Source organism: Streptomyces phaeochromogenes, from assembly GCF_001418655.1.
Classification (GTDB): domain Bacteria; phylum Actinomycetota; class Actinomycetes; order Streptomycetales; family Streptomycetaceae; genus Streptomyces; species Streptomyces phaeochromogenes.
The window spans coordinates 1-18,079 of the sequence record NZ_LIQZ01000372.1; the positions used below are offsets into that span (position 1 = coordinate 1).

Annotated in this window: 15 protein-coding genes; 4 read left to right on the forward strand and 11 right to left on the reverse strand. The window is 70.7% G+C overall.

The window, feature by feature from the left end:
- Positions 1-305: 305 nt before the first annotated feature.
- The 3 genes from AOK17_RS38395 to AOK17_RS38405 form a co-directional block, all read right to left on the reverse strand.
- Positions 306-674 carry a peptidoglycan-binding domain-containing protein gene (locus tag AOK17_RS38395; RefSeq protein WP_055617242.1) on the reverse strand — a complete coding sequence of 123 codons (369 nt, stop codon included), beginning with the start codon at positions 672-674 and terminating at the stop codon, positions 306-308.
- Positions 675-1,011: 337 nt separating this feature from the next.
- On the reverse strand, positions 1,012-1,284 hold the full coding sequence (locus AOK17_RS38400) for a hypothetical protein (protein ID WP_245697632.1): 273 nt from the start codon (positions 1,282-1,284) through the stop codon (positions 1,012-1,014).
- 235 nt (positions 1,285-1,519) lie between these two features.
- On the reverse strand, positions 1,520-2,410 hold the full coding sequence (locus tag AOK17_RS38405) for a helix-turn-helix transcriptional regulator (protein ID WP_055617243.1): 891 nt from the start codon (positions 2,408-2,410) through the stop codon (positions 1,520-1,522).
- Between the two features lie 185 nt (positions 2,411-2,595).
- Here AOK17_RS38405 and AOK17_RS38410 point away from each other — a divergent pair, with 185 nt between their 5' ends.
- The 3 genes from AOK17_RS38410 to AOK17_RS38420 all read left to right on the forward strand — a co-directional run bounded on the left by AOK17_RS38410 (position 2,596) and on the right by AOK17_RS38420 (position 5,389).
- A complete protein-coding gene (locus tag AOK17_RS38410) occupies positions 2,596-3,597 on the forward strand; it encodes an alpha/beta hydrolase (protein WP_055617244.1) in 1,002 nt (333 codons plus the stop codon).
- 92 nt (positions 3,598-3,689) lie between these two features.
- A complete protein-coding gene (locus AOK17_RS38415) occupies positions 3,690-4,721 on the forward strand; it encodes an ArsR/SmtB family transcription factor (RefSeq protein WP_055617245.1) in 1,032 nt (343 codons plus the stop codon).
- 161 nt (positions 4,722-4,882) lie between these two features.
- Positions 4,883-5,389 carry a hypothetical protein gene (locus AOK17_RS38420; RefSeq protein WP_245697634.1) on the forward strand — a complete coding sequence of 169 codons (507 nt, stop codon included), beginning with the start codon at positions 4,883-4,885 and terminating at the stop codon, positions 5,387-5,389.
- A 94-nt stretch (positions 5,390-5,483) separates the two neighbouring features.
- On the opposite strand, the gene AOK17_RS38425 is transcribed toward AOK17_RS38420, so the two are convergent.
- From AOK17_RS38425 to AOK17_RS38440, 4 genes are read right to left on the reverse strand one after another with little or no spacing between them, the layout of a single operon-like run.
- Positions 5,484-6,884 (reverse strand): acyl-CoA reductase, encoded by a 1,401-nt coding sequence (locus tag AOK17_RS38425; protein ID WP_055617247.1) that lies wholly within the window; start codon positions 6,882-6,884, stop codon positions 5,484-5,486.
- Positions 6,881-8,224 carry a phasin family protein gene (locus AOK17_RS38430; RefSeq protein WP_055617248.1) on the reverse strand — a complete coding sequence of 448 codons (1,344 nt, stop codon included), beginning with the start codon at positions 8,222-8,224 and terminating at the stop codon, positions 6,881-6,883. The genes AOK17_RS38425 and AOK17_RS38430 overlap by 4 nt, the downstream gene beginning before the upstream one ends.
- 10 nt (positions 8,225-8,234) lie before the next feature.
- Positions 8,235-8,948 (reverse strand): ABC transporter ATP-binding protein, encoded by a 714-nt coding sequence (locus AOK17_RS38435; RefSeq protein WP_055617249.1) that lies wholly within the window; start codon positions 8,946-8,948, stop codon positions 8,235-8,237.
- A gap of 45 nt (positions 8,949-8,993) precedes the next feature.
- The gene (locus AOK17_RS38440) at positions 8,994-10,232 is read right to left on the reverse strand and encodes an ABC transporter substrate-binding protein (protein ID WP_055617250.1); all 1,239 of its coding nucleotides are present in this window, start codon (positions 10,230-10,232) and stop codon (positions 8,994-8,996) included.
- A 188-nt stretch (positions 10,233-10,420) separates the two neighbouring features.
- Between AOK17_RS38440 and AOK17_RS38445 the strand changes: the two genes are divergently transcribed.
- Entirely contained in the window at positions 10,421-13,204 is a 2,784-nt protein-coding gene (locus AOK17_RS38445) for a branched-chain amino acid ABC transporter permease/ATP-binding protein (protein WP_055617251.1), read from the forward strand.
- Between the two features lie 95 nt (positions 13,205-13,299).
- Here AOK17_RS38445 and AOK17_RS38450 read toward each other — a convergent pair whose 3' ends face one another.
- Genes AOK17_RS38450 through AOK17_RS38465 form a run of 4 tightly spaced genes read right to left on the reverse strand, consistent with a single transcriptional unit; the run spans position 13,300 to position 18,023 of the window.
- A complete protein-coding gene (locus AOK17_RS38450) occupies positions 13,300-14,094 on the reverse strand; it encodes an SDR family NAD(P)-dependent oxidoreductase (RefSeq protein ID WP_055617252.1) in 795 nt (264 codons plus the stop codon).
- Positions 14,095-14,110: 16 nt separating this feature from the next.
- Positions 14,111-15,319 carry an acetyl-CoA acetyltransferase gene (locus AOK17_RS38455; RefSeq protein WP_055617253.1) on the reverse strand — a complete coding sequence of 403 codons (1,209 nt, stop codon included), beginning with the start codon at positions 15,317-15,319 and terminating at the stop codon, positions 14,111-14,113.
- On the reverse strand, positions 15,316-16,764 hold the full coding sequence (locus AOK17_RS38460) for an OB-fold domain-containing protein (protein WP_055617254.1): 1,449 nt from the start codon (positions 16,762-16,764) through the stop codon (positions 15,316-15,318). The genes AOK17_RS38455 and AOK17_RS38460 overlap by 4 nt, the downstream gene beginning before the upstream one ends.
- Entirely contained in the window at positions 16,764-18,023 is a 1,260-nt protein-coding gene (locus AOK17_RS38465) for an acetyl-CoA C-acetyltransferase (protein ID WP_206190905.1), read from the reverse strand. The genes AOK17_RS38460 and AOK17_RS38465 overlap by 1 nt, the downstream gene beginning before the upstream one ends.
- Between the last annotated feature and the right edge of the window lie 56 nt (positions 18,024-18,079).

The following is an 18,079-nucleotide window of genomic DNA, read 5'->3' on the forward strand; positions in this document are numbered from 1 at the left end:
CAGCGCCGCGGCGAAGGAGTCCAACTCCTCCTCGCGGCCCACCAACGGCCAACGCCCCACCCGATCCCGCACCACGGCTCCCCCTGGCAAGGCAGGGCACGGCACGCGAACACCCGTGACGGGCACCCCCGGACGCGCTCCACCCACTCAGCACGTGCACGATTCGCTTGACGCCGAGTGAGTCTAGGAACGCCCGGCGGAGGGGACCAACCGGCTCTCCGGCACTTCTCCGAGTTGGTCTACGTGGCTGACATGACCGACGCGGTCGACGTGGTGCCTTCTTCACGAGGGCAGCCATGTCCCCCCTATCCCCATTCGGTATAGCCGTTCACGTGCTCGAAGCAGCTGATCGTCTTGGGCCCCGCTATTCCGTCCACACCTCCCGCGCACCAGGAGTACTGCTGTGAGCCCTGGATGCGCGTGGTCCAGTCCCTGGTGCGGGGACCGAAGATGCCGTCAACGGTCAGCACCTGGCCGTAGCGCCTGTTGATCTGCCTCTGCCACGACGTCACGCAGAAGTCGTTCATGCCGGACGAGAGGTTGTACTCGGGCACCAGGTAGTGCCCGCTCCCGGGGATGAGTGGATTGTCATAGCTCGTGATGTAACACGTCCCGGGAGAGGCTTCGGCCGGAGCGGCGACGAGGAGCGAGGCGGCAGCCAGTGCGGCCGTCATGCATGATGCGGCAATTCGCCGGGCGTGGATCATCGGTGTGTGTCCTCCGTTGTTCGTCCGCCACTGCTCGTCCGCCAGGGCTGCCACGGCTGCTACGACTGCTACGACTGCAGAAGTACAGGGCAATTGACCAGAGCCCCCCGGAACAACCAACTCCCCTTGTTCAAGGGGGTTTTGCGACTCGGATGCAGGAGAGTACTACGCCCGGTCGTCGGCAGCGCCACGCGGGAACGGCCCGTCGAGAACGCCTCGGATCGGAACACGCCTGGCTCTCACCGACGTGTGGTCACCCGCCGACGGTGTGCCCTCGGGCAGGTGACCACTGGACAGCAGCCGGCTACTCCGGCTGTGTCACGGTCAGCGCCCACCGAATGGACTCCGAGGAAGCGTCGACAGCCACGGAGAAGGATCCCGGCCGAACGACACCGGCCTCCATGGTCACCGAGCCCACCCCGGCAGCCCCTGCCGGACAGTCAACCGAGAAGGCGGAGACCTCCACCTGCTGCGACTCCATCGTCACCCGCACACTGCCGCCGCCCTCGCAGGCCACGGTGAGGACGGTCGGCAGCTCCTCCCACGCGCCGCCCGTCACGACGCCACCGTCTCCCACGCGTTCCTCCACCCACACCAAGCCCTCCGGACCAGGGTGGGGCAACAAGACATCGGCCGACGCGGCGGCAGGGCCCGCCACCACACCCGTAAGCCCTAACGCCGCCAGCGCCGTCACGGCCAGAGCTTTCCTCGCCCGTCTCATGTTCGCTCCTGTTTGATTCGTCATGGACACCACAGTCTGCCGTGGCGTCCGAGCGCACACATGAGTTCCCGTACTCAGGGTCTGCTCAACGTCACCGCGGTGTGGGCCTCTTCCGCGGCGGTACGGATGGACCCGTCGGTGTCCACTGCAGGAGGAAGCGCAGTGCTTCCTCGGACGCGGAGTCGGATGCGGTGTAGGCCACCAGCAGCTGGTCGGGGTGGGTGTCGACGGAGAACTGCTGGACGTCGAGGGTCACGGTGCCCGCGACCGGGTGGTGGTAGGTCTTGGTGAGCTGCCTCGGTCCGCGCACCTGGTGGCCGGCCCACCAGGTACGGAAGTCCGCGTCGTTGACGCTGAGTTCACCGACGAGGGCGGTCAGCGCCCGGTCGTCGGGGCGGCGGCCCGCCTCCATCCGGAGGACGGCGACGCACTCGCGTGCGGCGCGTGGCCAGTCCGCGTACAAGGACCGGAAGGTGTCGTCGAGGAAGGTCAGCCTGATCAGGTTGCGCTCGGCCGGCGGCAGCGTGCCGAAGTCGGTCAGCAGGGCAGCCGCTCCCCGGTTCCAGGCCAGCACGTCCATACGCCGGTGCAGCACCATCGCGGGAACGTCGCGCATGCCGTCCAGCAGGCTCCGCAGCCGTGGGGCGACCTCCGGCCGGCCCGACGGCCGCGGGCGGGCTCCGGGGCTCACATCGGCAAGGGTGAACAGATAGGTGCGTTCGTCCGGGGCGAGCTGCAGTGCGTCGGCGAGCGCGTCCAGGACCGGACGGGAGACCCGGCGGGTGCGGCCCTGTTCCAGCCGGACGACGTAGTCCACGCTCACGTGTGCGAGCTGGGCCAGCTCCTCCCGGCGCAGCCCCGGGACGCGGCGCAGACGTCCGTCGTCCGGCAGGCCGACGCTGTGCGGATCGAGGGCCGCGCGGCAGGAGCGCAGAAACCCGCCCAGCTCGTTGCCACCGGAAGGATTGCCAGGGTCTTCCATGACTCCAGTGTCCGCAAGATTGCCGGCGCGTGCCTGGTACTGGTCTGCATAGGCAGCGCTGTCCCTGGCACCTGGCCGCGGGGTGGCGTGACGGTGGTGGACACGGCCGACGGACTCGATGCGGCCGACGGAGCTCGCCACCGGGGCGAGCCCGCCTCCCCTCTGTACGACTGGAGATCACCGTCATGAGGACAGACGTCACCTTTGCCAGCGCCGGCCTGGAGCTCGCCGGCCACCTCTACACTCCCGGAGACAGCACCGGAGACACCTCCGACACCCCCGGAGGCAGCCCTGGAGACACATCCTCCGGAGAAGCCGCCGGGCCGCGCCCCGCGATCGTCGTGGGACATCCCGGCAGCGGTGTGAAGGAGCAGGCCGCCGGACTGTACGCACGGCGCCTCGCCGAGCGGGGCTTCGTCACTCTCGCGTACGACGCCGCCTTTCAGGGGGAGAGCGAGGGCACCCCGCGTGGCCTGGAGGACCCGGCCCACCGGGTCGAGGACATCAAGGCCGCGGTGTCGTACCTGGCCACGCGCGAGGAGGTCGACGCCGAGCGAATCGGGGCTCTGGGCATCTGCGCCTCCGGCGGGTACGTGCTGTCCGCCGCCGCCACCGACCACCGCGTCAAGGCCGTCGGCACCGTCAGTGCCGCCGACATCGCCCGCCAGTTCCGGCTGGGTGCCGACGGTACGCAGGATCCCGCCGTCATCCAGGGCATGCTCGACGCTGCCGCGGACGCGCGTACCGTCGAGGCCCTCGGTGAGGGCGTCCAGAGCTTCCAGCTCTTCCCCGACACCGCCGAGCAGGCCCTCGCGCTGGGCGGTCGGCACGCTGTCGACGGCTTCGAGTACTACTGCACGGACCGCGCCCAGCACCCACGCTCGGCGAAGTTCCTCACCTGGTCCAGCGTCGACCGGATGGTCGCCTTCGACGCCTTCGGCTTCGTCGACCTGATCTCGCCACGCCCGCTGCTGATGATCGTCGGACGTGAAGCGGTGACCTCCTGGATGAGCGTCGAGGCGTTCCAGAAGGCCCGCGGCCCAAAGGAACTCCACTGGATCGACGGCGCCCGCCACGTCGACCTGTACGACAAGGACGAGTACGTCACGCCCGCCGTCGCCCGCTTGGCCGACTTCTTCCACACCCGGCTGGCCTCGACGTCCCGAAGCGACACCCACCCCGGATGACCGAATGTGCCCCCTTGCCCGGGCAGTTGGGCTCCATCACTGTCGTTGGGCACCGCCGTTCACCTGATGACCGCCCACCGTCGGAGATCCCCATGCTGCGGGTGCACTTCACGGCCGACGACATCGCACATGTACGTGTCGCCGCCGTCCCCGACCCTCTGTGGGAGATCGTCAACAGCTTCCAGGCGCTGATCAGGGAGGAGAACGCCCTGGCGTTCGGCGAGTGGCGGCGCATCGTGCGGCCACGGCTGGGTCCGGCGGACGGGCTGCTCGCCGCGCTGCTGCCGCCCCGCGGCTACTTCCCGGACTTCCTCACTCCCGATCTGGGCGGCTCACTCGGACTGGAGAGCGCGGTCGACACCGTGCTCCGCACGCCCCGGGCCGACCTGCGCGGCGATCTGGCCACGCTCGCCGCCTCCCCGGCCCGGCCGAGACCGCTGCCGGCCGAGGCCCGTGCCCTCGCCGAGGGCACCCTCGATGCCCTGCAACGGCTCGGCGCCGCACTGCACGGGTACCACCGGCGAGCGCTCGCCGCCTTCTGGCCGCACATCCGGGCACAGGTGGACGCCGACCGTGCCGTACGCGCCCGGGCGGTGCTGGGAGGCGGAACCGATGGGCTGCTGGCGAGCCTCAGGCCCGTACTGCGCTGGCAGCCCCCGGTACTGGAGGCCGACTATCCGGTCGACCACGAACTGCGGCTCGATGGACGGGGGTTACTGCTGCAACCGTCCTTCTTCTGTTCCCGACGACCCGTCACTCTCGCCGTACCAGTCGCCGACCGCACGCCGGTCCTGGTCTACCCGATCCAGCACACGCTCGGCTGGGCCCTGGTGCCCGGCGCCACAGGCCGGGGCTCGGGGCCGGGCGCGGGACTGGGGGCGCTGCTCGGCCGTACCCGGGCCGCCGTCCTCCAGGACGTCGTGACCGGGCGTACGACCGGTGAACTCGCGGAGCGGATCGGCATTTCCGGGGCGGCGGTGAGTCAGCACACCGCCGTACTACGGCAGGCCGGACTGCTGCTCAGCGTGCGCCGCAGCAAGCACGTGCTGCACACGATCACTCCCGCGGGGCTCGTCCTCCTCGAAGGTGCACCGCACCCGCCGCACACACCGCTCGGCCCCTGACGCCTGAGAGGCGAATTCCGTTTAAGCCACGGCTTCAACGTGTGGCGACGACGCGGGAGCCGGAGACAGCCTGGCACCACGAACGGGGTCACACCGTCACCGGTTGCCTCGTATGTCGCGTCCTGAACAGGGGGATCAACCGAATGCGCAGAATGCATAGCGTGCACGGAGTGCGTGCCAGGCGCTCCGTCCTCGGCCTCATCGGTGCCTTGGCTCTGATGCTGGCCGCTGTCTTCACCGCCGGCCCGGCCCAGGCAGCCGTCGCCTCGGACGACAGCGCGGCCGGCGTGGTCCTGACCGCGCCACCGGCGCCGCAGGACGCGCAGTCGGCGTCGACCCGGGCAGTGGCCGCGAACTCCCCGAGCGTCTCACCGTCCGCCAGCTCCATCCACGTGGCACCCGGCGCCTCCGTCACCTGCTCCAGCGGGAACCTCTGCACAGTGGTCTGGGATCCCACGACGGGCAACTGGGAGGTCTTCTTCCTCTACTCCTGCAACCGGTACTACACGGCGTACTGGGACGGCGCCGGCTCGTACTACGACGCCCAGACCGGAGGCGTCACCTCGTACATCTACGGCCAGAGCGGCAACGTCCTCCACTCCTTCAGGCCCGACTCGGTCCAGCACGCCTACAACTGGACCCCCGTCTGGAGCATCCGCAACTGCTGAGCACGGGTACGCGATGACGTCTGCCCCGGCGCCGCACTCAGGAGAGTGCCGCGCCGGGGCAGACGTATCGGAACCGGCATCGTCCGCCGACCAGTTACTCGTCGTTCACCCAACGCATGAGCCGTTGCAGCGGATAGAAGCCGTCGTGGGAGAGGCCGGGTGGCATGCCGCCCGCCCTGCCGAGCGACACGACGCGCTGCACACCCGCGCAGGCGAGGGCGTCGCGCAGTTCCGGCTTGCGGGTGTCGGGGTACACGCCGACCGTCTGGGTGGCGACCCCGGCGTGCGTGACGGCGTCGGTGAGCGTGGCGACCGGGACGACGTTGACGATCTTTCCGTCCGGGTGGAAGTCGACCGGTTCCGGTGAGCGGATGACGAGGCCTCGGCCGTCGTACGTGCCCCACACCCGGTACTCGGGGGCGAGGGACCGCAGTACGTCGATCTCCTCGCGGAGTTCCCCGGCGACCCGTGGGCCGTCGGCCGAGCTGAACTCCCGGGCGACGCCGAGGCGTTCGCAGAGCAGTTCGGCATAGCGGTCGGCGTCCTGCTCGGAGCCCTCGACGAACTGGAAGCGACTGGCCACGCACGCCTGCTGGTTGAAGAACGTGGCGTCCGCGGCGGCAGCCTCCACTGCCTGTCGCAGAGTCTCCTCGGAGGCGAAGGCCTCGCGGCCGATCACCGAGATGGAGGTCTTGGGATCGAAGGAGACGAGCTCGAAGCCGGGGCCGACGTACTTCAGGGCCCCGCGGATCGTGGACTCACCACCCCAGGCGACCAGCTTGTCGAAGAACTGCGGGCGGAACAGCACGCTCTCCACCGACTCGTCGCCGCCCCTCCAGTACACGGCGGAGAACGACCGCACCACGGGGTGACCGGGCGCCACCGAAGCCATCGTGCGCAGGATCGCGGTCGCGGTGAACAGGTCGTTCGAGGGCAGCTTCAGGAGGTTGACGCCCTTGGTGAGGGCGCCGCGTACGACGGACATCGCCGCCACCCCGGGCGCGTTTCCCGCGACGATGTGGACCAGGCGCGGCGGAAAGGCGCGCGTGGCGGCGATCCGGCCCTCGGGCAGCCGCACCTCGCGCCAGCCGTCGAGCACGTCCGCTCCGCCGAGTTCGTGGTCGATCTGGGCGTGCAGGCTGGTCCGTTGGAAGCTGCGCCACAGCACGGCGTAGGCGCGTTCGAGCACCTCGGCGGGGAGCGGGCTGATCCGGACCATGCGGTCCAGTGCTTCGGCGAGCAGCCCCTCCCGGTCGGCCTTGAGCGCCTCGCCGGTCTCCACCAGCAGGTCGACGATCTCCGCGCTGGGCACGTCGAAGGCGGGTCCGGGTTCGGTGCGGGGCCACACCAGGCGGTCCAGGTCGAGTGCCGGGGCCGTGAAGGCCGAGTCTCCGCGGCCGTGGCCGACGGGCGGGGCCTGGTCGACCTCGCCCCGCACGACGTGCACCACCTCCGTCCGGACCGAGGGCTCACCCCGCAGTGTCGTACCGCTCATCCGTGGATCATTCCCCTCACATAGGAGTCGAGTGTCGCCGCGCAGGTGATCTTGTCGTCGCCGCCGAGGTCTCCGTAGCGCTGGATGTCCGGCAGGACGGCCGGGCCCGATCTGCCGCAGTCGCACGGTGAGAAGTCCACGAAGACCCGGTCGCCGCTGATCAGTCCGCCCCAGCGGCCTTCAAGGGAGACGTCCAGGAAGGCGAACCGCCCTTCCACGACGCCGTGTTCGGGGTTCAGCAGCTTCTCGCCGGCCTGGTCGAGCACCAGCGGGATCACCCACGGCGGCACGTGGTAGTTGCCCTTCTCGCAGGCGAGGCAGGAGCCCTGCAGCTCCGTCATGCCGTAGCTGCGCACCCGCCGCACGCCCTGGTAGAAGGCGGCGAACTGCTGCTGGTAGTCGTCGGGCAGCGCACGGCCCTTGTTGCCGCCGCCGCTGAGCACCAGCGTGTCCGGGTGGAGACCGCCGTCGGGCACGCCTCGGGCGCGCAGGGCCTGGATCAGGGTGAACTGCTGGTTGTTCATCCCGGCGATCAGCAGCGGTTCGTCGCGGTGGGCGGCGATGTCGTCGACGATCCGGGTCATGGCCGCGCCCAGTTCCTCTTCCCGGGAGCCGGAAGCTGACTCGAAGGAGCTGATCTCCTGCGGGGTCGCGATGCCCTCCGCCATCCGGCGGCGCAGCAGCGCGCTGCTCATCAGCTCGGACACCCGCATCGGGTCATCGGTCAGCAGCCGGGTCTCGCCGGGCAGTGCGAAGACGTCCGCATGCCAGCGGAAGCCGTCGATGGAGCGCATAGGTCCGCTCGCCGGAGCGAGCAGGTAGCCGCGGCGGACGGGATTCGGTGGCAGGGGGTCGGGCCAGCAGGTGAGGTTCTCCAGGATGTCGTGCAGGAACCGGAGGTCGGTGCCGTCGCAGTTGAGGAAGGAGACCTTCCCCGAGGTGCCGCTGGTGATGTAGGGGCGGTGACCGGCGGCGGTGATGCGTTCGGTCCACTCGTCGATGTCGCGTACGCCGTCGACGTCGACCTCGTCCGGTTCGACCACCGACACGGTCGAGTACCAGCGCAGGAGCCGGTCCCAGCGGCCGGCCGTGATGAGGGAGACGGGGTACGACTTGTAGCTGGTGTGCGAGAAGAGGAGGGGCACGAGGTCGTCGAGGCCGGTGACCTCGCGTACGCCGGTCTCCTCCGCCCGGGTGCGCAGCAGCGGGATGCGCTCGCGGTGGGCGGCGAACGCCTCCCGCGCGGCCTCCAGTTGCAGCTCCGCCATGTCTTCGGCGGGTTGGCCGAAGGTGTCGCCGGACCGGACCAGGGATCGGATCTGCTCGCGTGCGCTTGCCACAGCACCTACCTCAATCGGTTGTCACAGTTGTCTGGTGCGCGAGGTAGGACGACTCGATCTCGTCCAGGTTCGCGCGCAGTTCCTTCGGGGTCCCGGTCATGACGATCCGGCCGCGGCGCAGCACGTACACGCGGTCGGCGATGTCCAGCACCTTGCGCACGTGCTGTTCGACCAGCAGTGCGCCGAGCCCGCGGTCGGCCGCCTCGCGCACGGCGCGCAGAAGGCGGTCGACCACGAGCGGGGCGAGACCGAGGGAGAGTTCGTCGGCGAGGAGCAGCTTGGGCGTACGGCACAAGGCCCGTGCCAGCGACAGCATCTGCTGCTCTCCGCCCGACAGCATTCCGGCACCGGTCCTGAGCCGCTTCTCCAGCTCGGGAAAGAGCGCGAGGGCCTGGTCCGTCGTCACCCGGCCCACGCGCAGGTTGTCGGCGGTGTCGAGACGGGTGAAGACCGCCCGCTCACCGACGTAGGCCAGCCCCTGGCGGGCGCGGCGGTGCAGTGGCGCCTGGCCGGCGCCACCCAGCCACCGCACCTCGCCGCTCATCGGGGCCAGTTCGCCCGACAGCACCCGGAGGGTCGTGCTCTTGCCCGCGCCGTTGGGCCCGAGCAGAGCGACGACTTCACCGGGGCGGACCTCCAGGTCGAGGTCGCGCAGTACGGGCACGGTGCCGTAGCCGGCGGACAGTGCGCGGGCTTCGATCAAGGGCTGACCGGTGTCGTGCACGGACGTTCTCCTTCCTCGGGCTGCAGGGCTCTCGTACGCCGGAGGTCAGCCGGCCGAGCCGCCCGTCAGCACCTTCCGGACGTCGATGAAGGTCGACCCGGACTTGGCCCACTCGATCTTTCCGTCGCGCATGGTCAGTTCGGTGGCGGTGGTGTTGTGGATGCGGTTCAGGCCCTTGATCGGCAGGGCCGTCGACTCCGCCCAGGTCAGCGGTGGGGTCAGACCACCGGTGTCGATGCCCTTCGTGGTGTTGAGCTCCTCGACCAGGGCCTTGGACGAGATCGTCGGCAGCTTCTTGGCGGCCTCGGTGAAGACCTTGAACGCCACCCAGGCCGTCGCGTTGGCGCCGTTGGACGTGTCGAGGCCCTCGCCCTTGGTGGCTTCGACGAAGTCCTTCCAGGCCGGGTCGGAGGTCGGCGGGTAGTAGCCGGTGATCGCGGCGCCGTTCAGCGGGCTACTGGCGCCACCGGTGCTCTCGGCGAGTTCCGGGGTGAGGTTGCCGACGACGCTGCCCAGTTCGGTCTTGGCGCCGGACTGCACGTACGACTTCACGAACAGGTCCGAGTGCGTGCCCAGGATGACGCTCACGCAGTCGGTGCCCTTGGTCGCCGCGGCGACCTGCGGGGCGAGGTCCGTGGCGGTGAGCGGCACCTTGAGGTCCTTGGGCGGCGCTCCTCCGGCGGCGGTCACGCCGAGCGCGAGGAACTTCGAGACGGTGTCGGCGGCGGCGACGTCGTACCGTACGCCGGAGATCTTCTTGCAGCCCTCGTCCACCAGCTGCTTGCCGTGTGCGGCGAACACCACGGGGGTGCCGCCGTTGACCGGGAAGGACATCGGGCTGGAGAACTCGGCCGCCGAGACGCCCGTCCCGCCGAGGTAGGGGATGCCTGCCTTCTCCAGGATCGGCATGTAGCGGTCTCCGGCGAGGCTGTACGAGCCGACGACCGCGACCACCTTCTCGGCGACCGCCTTCTGGGCGCAGTTCTCGGCCTCGTCGGCGTCGTTCTTCTCGTTGCAGGTGAGGACCTTCAGCGGGCCACCCTTGATGCCGCCGTTGTCGTTGATCCACTTCTCGTAGGCCTGGGCCGTCTGCCGGACACCGGGCTGGGCGCTGCCCTGGGTGTTCTCCGGTGCCCAGACCATCACCTTGACCGTCGCGCCCTTCAGCGAGGACGTGTCGGACGAGCTGCTGGAGGCCTCTCCCCCACATCCGGCGGCCAGTAGGGCTCCGGTCACGGCGAGACAGCTCGCTGTGGCACTTCTGCGTCGTCGTGAGTCGTTCATGGTCCCTCCGCGGGGCTCGCGCCCGTCATGGGCGACGTCGAGATGCCGACAGCATGGAGGGTGCCGTTTGTTTAGTGAAGTACTCTCGGCACAATTATTTAAATAAATACGCTGTCTGGTCTTGTCGGGCGATCCGGCGTTCGCTACTCATGGAGCTCTGAGAAGTAAGGCCCTGGGAGGTTCTTCACGTGGACGACATCCTGCGTTTCGCACTGCTCGGCCTGGGGCTCGGTGCGCTCTACGCGCTCACCGCGCACGGCATCGTGCTGGTCTACCGGGGCTCCGGCGTCCTGAACTTCGCGCACGGCGCGATCGGGATGGCCGGCGCCTATGTGCAGTGGGAGCTGGCCGTCAACCACGGCGTGCCGTACTGGCCCGCCGTCGCGTGCGGGGTGCTCGGGTCCACGGCGCTGGGGGTGCTCACCCACCTGCTGGTGATCCGGCCGCTGCGCAGGGCGTCCTCGCTGGCGCGGCTGGTCGGCACCCTGGCGGTGTTCATCGTGCTCACGGCCGTCGCGGTCAAACGCTACGGCGACAGTGTGCAGCTGGTGCCGGCCAAGCTGCCGTCCGGGCTGGTGGAGATCGCCGGCGCGACGGTCTCCGAGGACCGGATCTGGCTGCTCGGCATCGCCGTCGTCGTCACCGCCGCCCTGCACGCCCTCTACAAGCGCACCCTGTTCGGCCTGGGCACGACCGCGGTCGCGGAGAACCAGGGCGCAGCCGCCTCGCTCGGCTGGTCCGCGGACCTGATCGCCGCCGCCAACTGGGGACTCGGCTCGGCTCTCGCGGGCCTGACGGGCATCCTGATCGTGCCGGTCATCGGCCTGTCGGTGACCGGCCTGACCACCCTGCTGCTGAGCGCGCTGGCCGCCGCGCTGGTCGGCAGGTTCTCGTCGTTCCCCGTCACCCTGGCGGGCGGCCTGGTCATCGGGGTCGTGCAGTCCGAACTGACCCGCTTCGGCTCCGACGTCACCGGACTCGCCGCGTCGGTGCCCTTCCTCGTCATCGCCCTGATGCTGGTCGCCCGCGGCCGGGCACTCCCGCTGCGCGGCACGTTCCTGGAGCGGCTGCCGGCCCTGGGCAACGGAAGGGTGCGCCCGGTGCCGCTGGCGCTCGCCGTCGTGACCGGGCTGCTGCTGATCGGAGTGTCCTCGCCGCTGTGGGCCGACGCGATCACCAACACCCTGGTGCTCTCGCTGATCATCCTGTCGATCATCGTGGTCACCGGGTACGCGGGACAGGTCTCCCTCGCGGCGTACGCCCTCGCCGGGACCGGCGCCTTCATCGCCGGGCACGCGGCGGCAGACTGGGGCTGGCCCTTCGAACTCGCCCTGCTCGCAGGCGTGTTGGGCACGGTCCCGATCGGCCTGCTCTTCGCCCTTCCCGCCGTCCGAACCCGCGGGGTCAACCTCGCGATCATCACGCTCGGGCTCGGCACCACGCTGGAGACGATGGTCTTCCAGAACACCGACCTGTCCACGACACCGGGCAGCGACGGCATCGCGGTGGGCAAGCAGACACTCTTCGGGATCGACATCTCCGGCGTCGACCATCCGCAGCGGTACGCGGCCGTCGTACTGGTGATGCTCGTGGCAGCCACCCTCGTGGTCGCCAACGTCCGACGCAGCAGAACCGGCCGCCGACTCATCGCGGTGCGTGCGAACGAGCGCGCCGCGGCGGCCCTCGGCATCGACGTCCGCGCGGCCAAGCTCTACGCCTTCGGGCTGTCCGCGGCCATCGCCGCGCTCGCCGGAGTGCTCACCGGCTTCCGCTCGACCTCGGTGGTCTTCGCCGACTTCGCGAGCTTCGAGTCCATCACCGCACTCGGGCTCGCGGTCATCGGCGGCGTCGGCTTCCTCGTCGGACCGCTCTTCGCCGCCACCTTCGCCGCGGGCACGGTCGGCGCCCGCTTCGGAGACCTGGTACTGCCCGGGCTCAGCGAGTGGATGCCGCTGATCGGCGGGATCATCCTGGTGCTGACCCTGGTGGGCAACCAGGACGGCATCGGACGGGAGGTCGGCAAGCAGGCGGCGGCAGCCGAACGCCGACTGCTCTCGAAGCGAGGCCCGAAGTACGCCGGCGTCACACAGGACGCGGCAGCGGAAGTGGCAGAGGGAACGGCAGTGGGAACGGCAGAGGGCGACGAGTCGGCCGCACCGGACGTACGCCCCGCAGCCCCCTCGCGGGCCTCGCACCGCGCCCCTGAACTCCCCCTGCGCGTGCGGGACCTGACCGTACGGTACGGCGGGGTCGTCGCCGTGGACGGTCTGTCCTTCGACATCGAGCCGGGCCGGGTCGTGGGCCTCATCGGTCCCAACGGCGCCGGCAAGACCTCCGCCATCGACGCCGTCACCGGCTTCACCCGGGCGGCGTCCGGAAGTGTCCGCCTGGGCGACCGGGACGTGACCCGCCTGCCGGTGCACCGACGGGCCGGATCCGGGCTGAGCCGGTCCTTCCAGTCACTGGAGCTTTTCGAGGACATGAGCGTCCTGGACAACCTGTACGCCGCCTGCGACCGGCCCGGACCGTGGACGTACCTCAAGGACCTGGTACGCCCCGGCAGCCGCCCGCTGCCCGCCCATGTACTCGTCGCCGTAAGGGAGTTCGGGCTGGAGAGCGCCCTGGACCGCCCGGTGGGCGACCTCTCGTACGGCGAGCGGCGGCTGCTGGCCATCGCCCGCGCGGTGGCGACCTCGCCGTCCGTCCTGCTGCTCGACGAACCGGCCGCGGGTCTTTCGGACGACGAGTCCCGGGAACTGGCCCATCTGGTCCGGCGGCTCGCCGAGGACTGGGGCATGGGTGTACTGCTCGTGGAGCACGACGTCGACATGGTCATGAGCGTCTGCGACGAGGTCGTCGTCCTCGACTTCGGCCGCCGGATCTGCGTCGGCACACCGGAGGAGGTACGCGGCGACCCGGCGGTCAGGGCGGCCTACCTGGGCGACCTGGCACCGGAGGAGGTCGCCCCGTAAGGGGCGCGGGGGCCGTATCGATCCGCGGCTTCGCCGCGGGGCGCGACAGCCCCCACCGGCCCGCAGCAAACGGACCACATGCCCAGCGCGGAGCGCTACGCGTCCCGCAGGTCCGCGACATACGGCTGGTGGGCCAGCAGGCCGCCGTCCACGCGCAGGGTGTGCCCGGTGATGAAGGCGGACTCGTCGGAGGCGAGGAAGACGACCGCCGAGGCGACGTCCTCCGGCTCGCCCAGTCGCGGCGTGAGGTGATGACGGAGCATCGCCTCACGGATCGCGCCGTGCGCCGAGCCGGAGCTGGCCGGCGTGACGATGAAGCCCGGCGCGATGGCGTTGCAGCGCACGCCCTGCTTGCCGTACTGGGTGGCGACGTACTGCGTGAGGTTGATGAGCGCCGCCTTCGAAGCGCCGTACGCGGGATTGCGCAGGTCACCCGCGAGCCCGGCCCCGGACGAGGTGTTGATGATCGAGCCGCCGCCGCGCGCGACCATGTGCGGGACCGCGGCCTGGATGGCGACCATGGTCCCGCGGAGGTTGATGCGCATGGTGTCGTCCCAGACAGCGGGGTCGGCCTCCACGACGGCGAGGTCCTTGCGGGCTGCCAGGTGGGTGGCCGCCGCGTTGTTGTGCAGGACGTCGAGTCCGCCGTACGTCTGGATCGCCGCGTCCACCATGGCCCGTACGCTCTCGATGTCGCCGAGGTCGACCGGGACCGCGGTCGCGGAACCTCCGGCGGCACGGATCTCCTCGGTGACCGCCTTGGCGCCGTCGAGGTTCAGGTCGGCCACGACCGTGTGCGCGCCCTCGGCGGCCACGCGGCGTGCGGTGGCGGCGCCGATGCCGGACGCGGCTCCGGTGACAATCGCGATCTTGTCGTCCAGTCGTCCCATGACCGAACCGCCTTTCTCAATCGGTGAGTTGGTTTCCGACCACCGACACGAAGGAGACGCATTCGCCCGGTCCGCCGCCCAGGTTGTGCGTGAGGGCCAGCGAACGCCCTTCTGCCAGCGTCTGGACCGTGCGCTCCGGCGGTGCCTCGCCCCGCAGCTGGAGCCAGGCCTCGAACATCATGCGCAGGCCCGACGCGCCGATGGGGTGACCGAAGGCCTTGAGTCCCCCGTCCGGGTTGACCGGCAGGGAGCCGTCCAGGTCGAAGGCCCCGCTGGTGACGTCCTTCCAGGCCTGGCCGCGCTCGGAGAAGCCCAGATCCTCCATCAGCACGAGCTCCGTGGGCGTGAAGCAGTCATGGACCTCGGCGAGGGCGATCTCGGCGCGCGGGTCGGTGACTCCGGCCTGCCGGTAGGCCTCCTGGGCGGACGCGACGACCTCGGGGAAGGTGGTGAAGTCGTACTCCGGGTCGAGGAGTCCGTCCGCCGGTCCCGCGACGAAGGACAGCGCCTTCACGAAGATGGGCTTGTCGGTGTACTTGTAGGCGTCCTCGGCCCGTACGACGATCGCGGCGGCCGAGCCGTCGGAGACCCCCGAGCAGTCGAACACACCGAGCATCCCCGCGACGATCGGCGCCGACCTGATGCGCTCAAGGGGCACCTCCTTGCGGAACTGGGCTCGGGGGTTGCGGGCGCCGTTGACGTGGTTCTTCCAGGCGATGCGGGTGATGACGTCCTTCAACTCCTCTTCCGTCAGGCCGTACTTGGCGGCGTAGGCGGGGGCGAGGAGGGAGAAGTTCGCGGGGGCGGTGATCTCGCCGCGGCTGTCGTCGCCCGCACCCGGCATGGTGGTGCCCGAGAGCCCGGACATGCCGGAGTCCTTGAGCTTCTCCACGCCGACCGCCATGGCCACGTCGTACGCGCCGGAGGCGACGGCGTAGCAGGCGTTGCGCAGCGCCTCGGAGCCGGTGGCGCACATGTTCTCCAGGCGGGTGACCGGCTTGTACTGCAGGTGGAGTGGCCTGCTGAGGGTCAGCCCGGAGACGCCGGACGCCTGGGTGCCGAGCCAGAACGCGTCGATGTCGTCGAGGGTGATGCCGGCCGAGGTGACGGCCTCACCGACGGCGTCGATCAGCAGATCGTCGGCCGAGCGGGTCCAGTGTTCGCCGAAGGTCGTGCAGCCCATGCCGACGATCGCGACCCGGTCCCGGATTCCGTGCGAGCTCATCCGTGCATCTCCTCGGTCTGGTCGGTGTCGCCCGTGCGCACCGGCCGGGCCTTCCAGAAGTAGTTGTGGACGCCGGACGCGGTGACCGTGCGCCGGAACGTCATCTCCACCCGGGCGCCGATGACGGCGTCGGCCTCGGTGGCGTCGGTGAGCTGACAGCGGAACCGGCCGCCGCCGTCGTAGTCGACGACCACGACGAGCATCGGCGGGCTCGGTGTGTGGGCCAGGCGGTCCACGGTGAAGGTGGCCACGGTGCCGCGCACGTGCTCCATCGGCTCGTCGGTCATGGCGTCGACGCTCCGGCAGGAGACGCACACCCGGTCCGGAGGCAGATGCCGGGTGCCGCACTTCTCGCAACGGGAGGCGACGAAGCCGTACTTCCAGCCGCCGCGTCGGTGCGCGGGCGGGGCGTAGGGCGGCTCGGGGTCCGGCCGGCGGGGCGGCTCACGGTCGAGGAGACCTCGCCAGGAGAGGTACGTGGCGTACGGCACCGGGGCGCTGCCCGCGGCGATCTGGGCGGCGACCGGGCGAGCGCCGCGGTGTGTCGTCAGCGCCTCGGTGGTGCGCAGCAGCAGGACTCCGGCGCCGTCGCCGAGAACGACCAGCGCGATGGTCTCGCCGGGGCGGGCGCGGTCGAGGACGTCGGCGAGGAGCAGTCCGGGCTGGGCGGTGCCCGCGTTGCCGATCGCCCCGGTGAGGTCCGGGGTCACCGCCTCGGGCCGTACACCTGCCGTGCGCCGCACGGTCGCACAGGCCCGCGCGTGCAGTCCGGAGACCACGAAGTGGTCGATCGCGCCGATGTCCAGGCCCGCCTGGTCGAGTGCGGCGCCGAGCGCCTTGCCCGCCAGGGTCACGTAGATCTCCTCGGCGAAGCGCTCCTCCCAGACGCGGGAGGTGGGCGAGCCGGGCAGCCGCCAGCGTTCGAGGATCTCGTCGCTCACGGTGTCGTGGGCGAGCAGCTCCGCGATGACGGGCGCCCCGTTGCGGTGGCCGCCGAACGCGAACGCCGCGGCGCCGTCGCCGCCCGCGGCCTCGTCGGCGGAGCCGGGCAGCCCGGTCCGCAGGTCGGAGAGGACCGCCAGGGTCGGGACGGGGGAACGGGCAGCGGTCACCAGTGCGCCGAGGCCGGAGCGTACGGAGCCGGCCATGTCTGCGGCGAGGACGTGCTCGTCGAGGCCGAGCGCGGCGTGCACGGCGGTCGCGTTCGTCTTGTCGAGGTAGGCGGGCGCGGCGGTGGCGAGGAAGAGCTGCCCGATGCGGGGGCGCAGGCCGTCGAGGGCCAGGGCTCCGCGGGCCGCCTCGACGGCCATGGAGGTGGTGTCCTCGTCGTAGCCCGCGACCGCCCGGGTGCCCTTGCCCGCCTTGGTGCCCAGTACCGCGGCGACATCCCTTCGCGCCAGGCGGTGGTACGGCACGTACGCGCCATATGCGATCAGTCCGGCCATCAGCGTCCTCCAGGAGCGTTGAGCGCGTGGTGTGCGTGCGTCGGCCGTTCGAAGACCGCGGCCAGGCCCTGCCCGCCGCCGAGGCACATGGTCTCCAGGCCGTAGCGGGCCTCTCGGCGGTCCAGTTCGCGCAGCAGGGTGGCGAGGATGCGGCCGCCGGTGGCTCCGACGGGGTGGCCCAGTGAGATGCCTGAGCCGTTGACGTTGAACCGGTCGAAGTCGGCCTCGGTCAGGGCCCATTCACGGGTACAGGCAAGAACCTGGGCGGCGAAGGCCTCGTTGAGTTCGATCAGGTCCATGTCGGCGAGCTTGAGACCCGCCCGTTCCAGCGCCCTTGCGGCGGCGGGCACCGGTCCGATGCCCATCGTCTCGGGCGGCACGCCCACGACGGCCCAGGAGACCAGACGGCCCAGCGGGCGCAGACCCAGTTCGGCCGCTCGCTCGGGGTGGGTGACGACACAGAGCGAGGCGCCGTCGTTCTGCCCGCTGGCGTTCCCCGCGGTGACGGTCGCCTCGGGGTCCTGGCGACCGAGCACGGGACGCAGCGAGGCCAGCTTCTCCAACGACGAGTCGGGGCGCGGGTGTTCGTCGGTGTCGACGGTCGTCTCGCCCTTCCGGGTCCGTACGGTGACGGGCACGATCTCATCGGCGAACCGGCCCTCCCGCTGGGCCGCGACAGCCTTCTCGTGCGAGCTCTGGGCGAGCCGGTCCTGCTCCTCGCGGGGGATGCCGTACGCGCGCCGCAGGTTCTCGGCGGTCTCCAACATGCCACCGGGAACAGGGTGGTTGACGCCGCCGGAGGTGACCCGGCCGCGGGCCAGCCGGTCGTGCAGCATGGTGCCCGCGCCACGCACTCCCCAGCGCGCGTCGGTGGTGTAGAACTCGGCCTGGCTCATGGACTCGACGCCGCCGGCCAGCACCAGGTCGCTCGCGCCGGTCTGCACCTGCATCGCCGCGGTGATGACCGCCTGCAGCCCGGAGCCGCAACGGCGGTCGATCTGGAGCCCCGGCACCTCCACGGGCAGACCGGCGTCCAGGGCGGCCACGCGGCCGATGGCCGGAGCCTCGCCGTTGGGGTAGCACTGGCCCAGCAGGACGTCGTCGACCGCGGCGGGCGGTACGCCGGTGCGTTCCAGCACGGCGCGTACGACCGTGGCCGCGAGCTCGGCCGCCGTCATGTCGCGGAAGACGCCTCCGTAGCCACCGACCGGGGTACGCAGGGGTTCGCAGATCACCGCGTCACGCAAGAGGGCGGGCATCTGTCGTGCCTTTCATGAGAGGTACGGGGCAGGAGCGGGGCGGGGCAGGAAGGGGA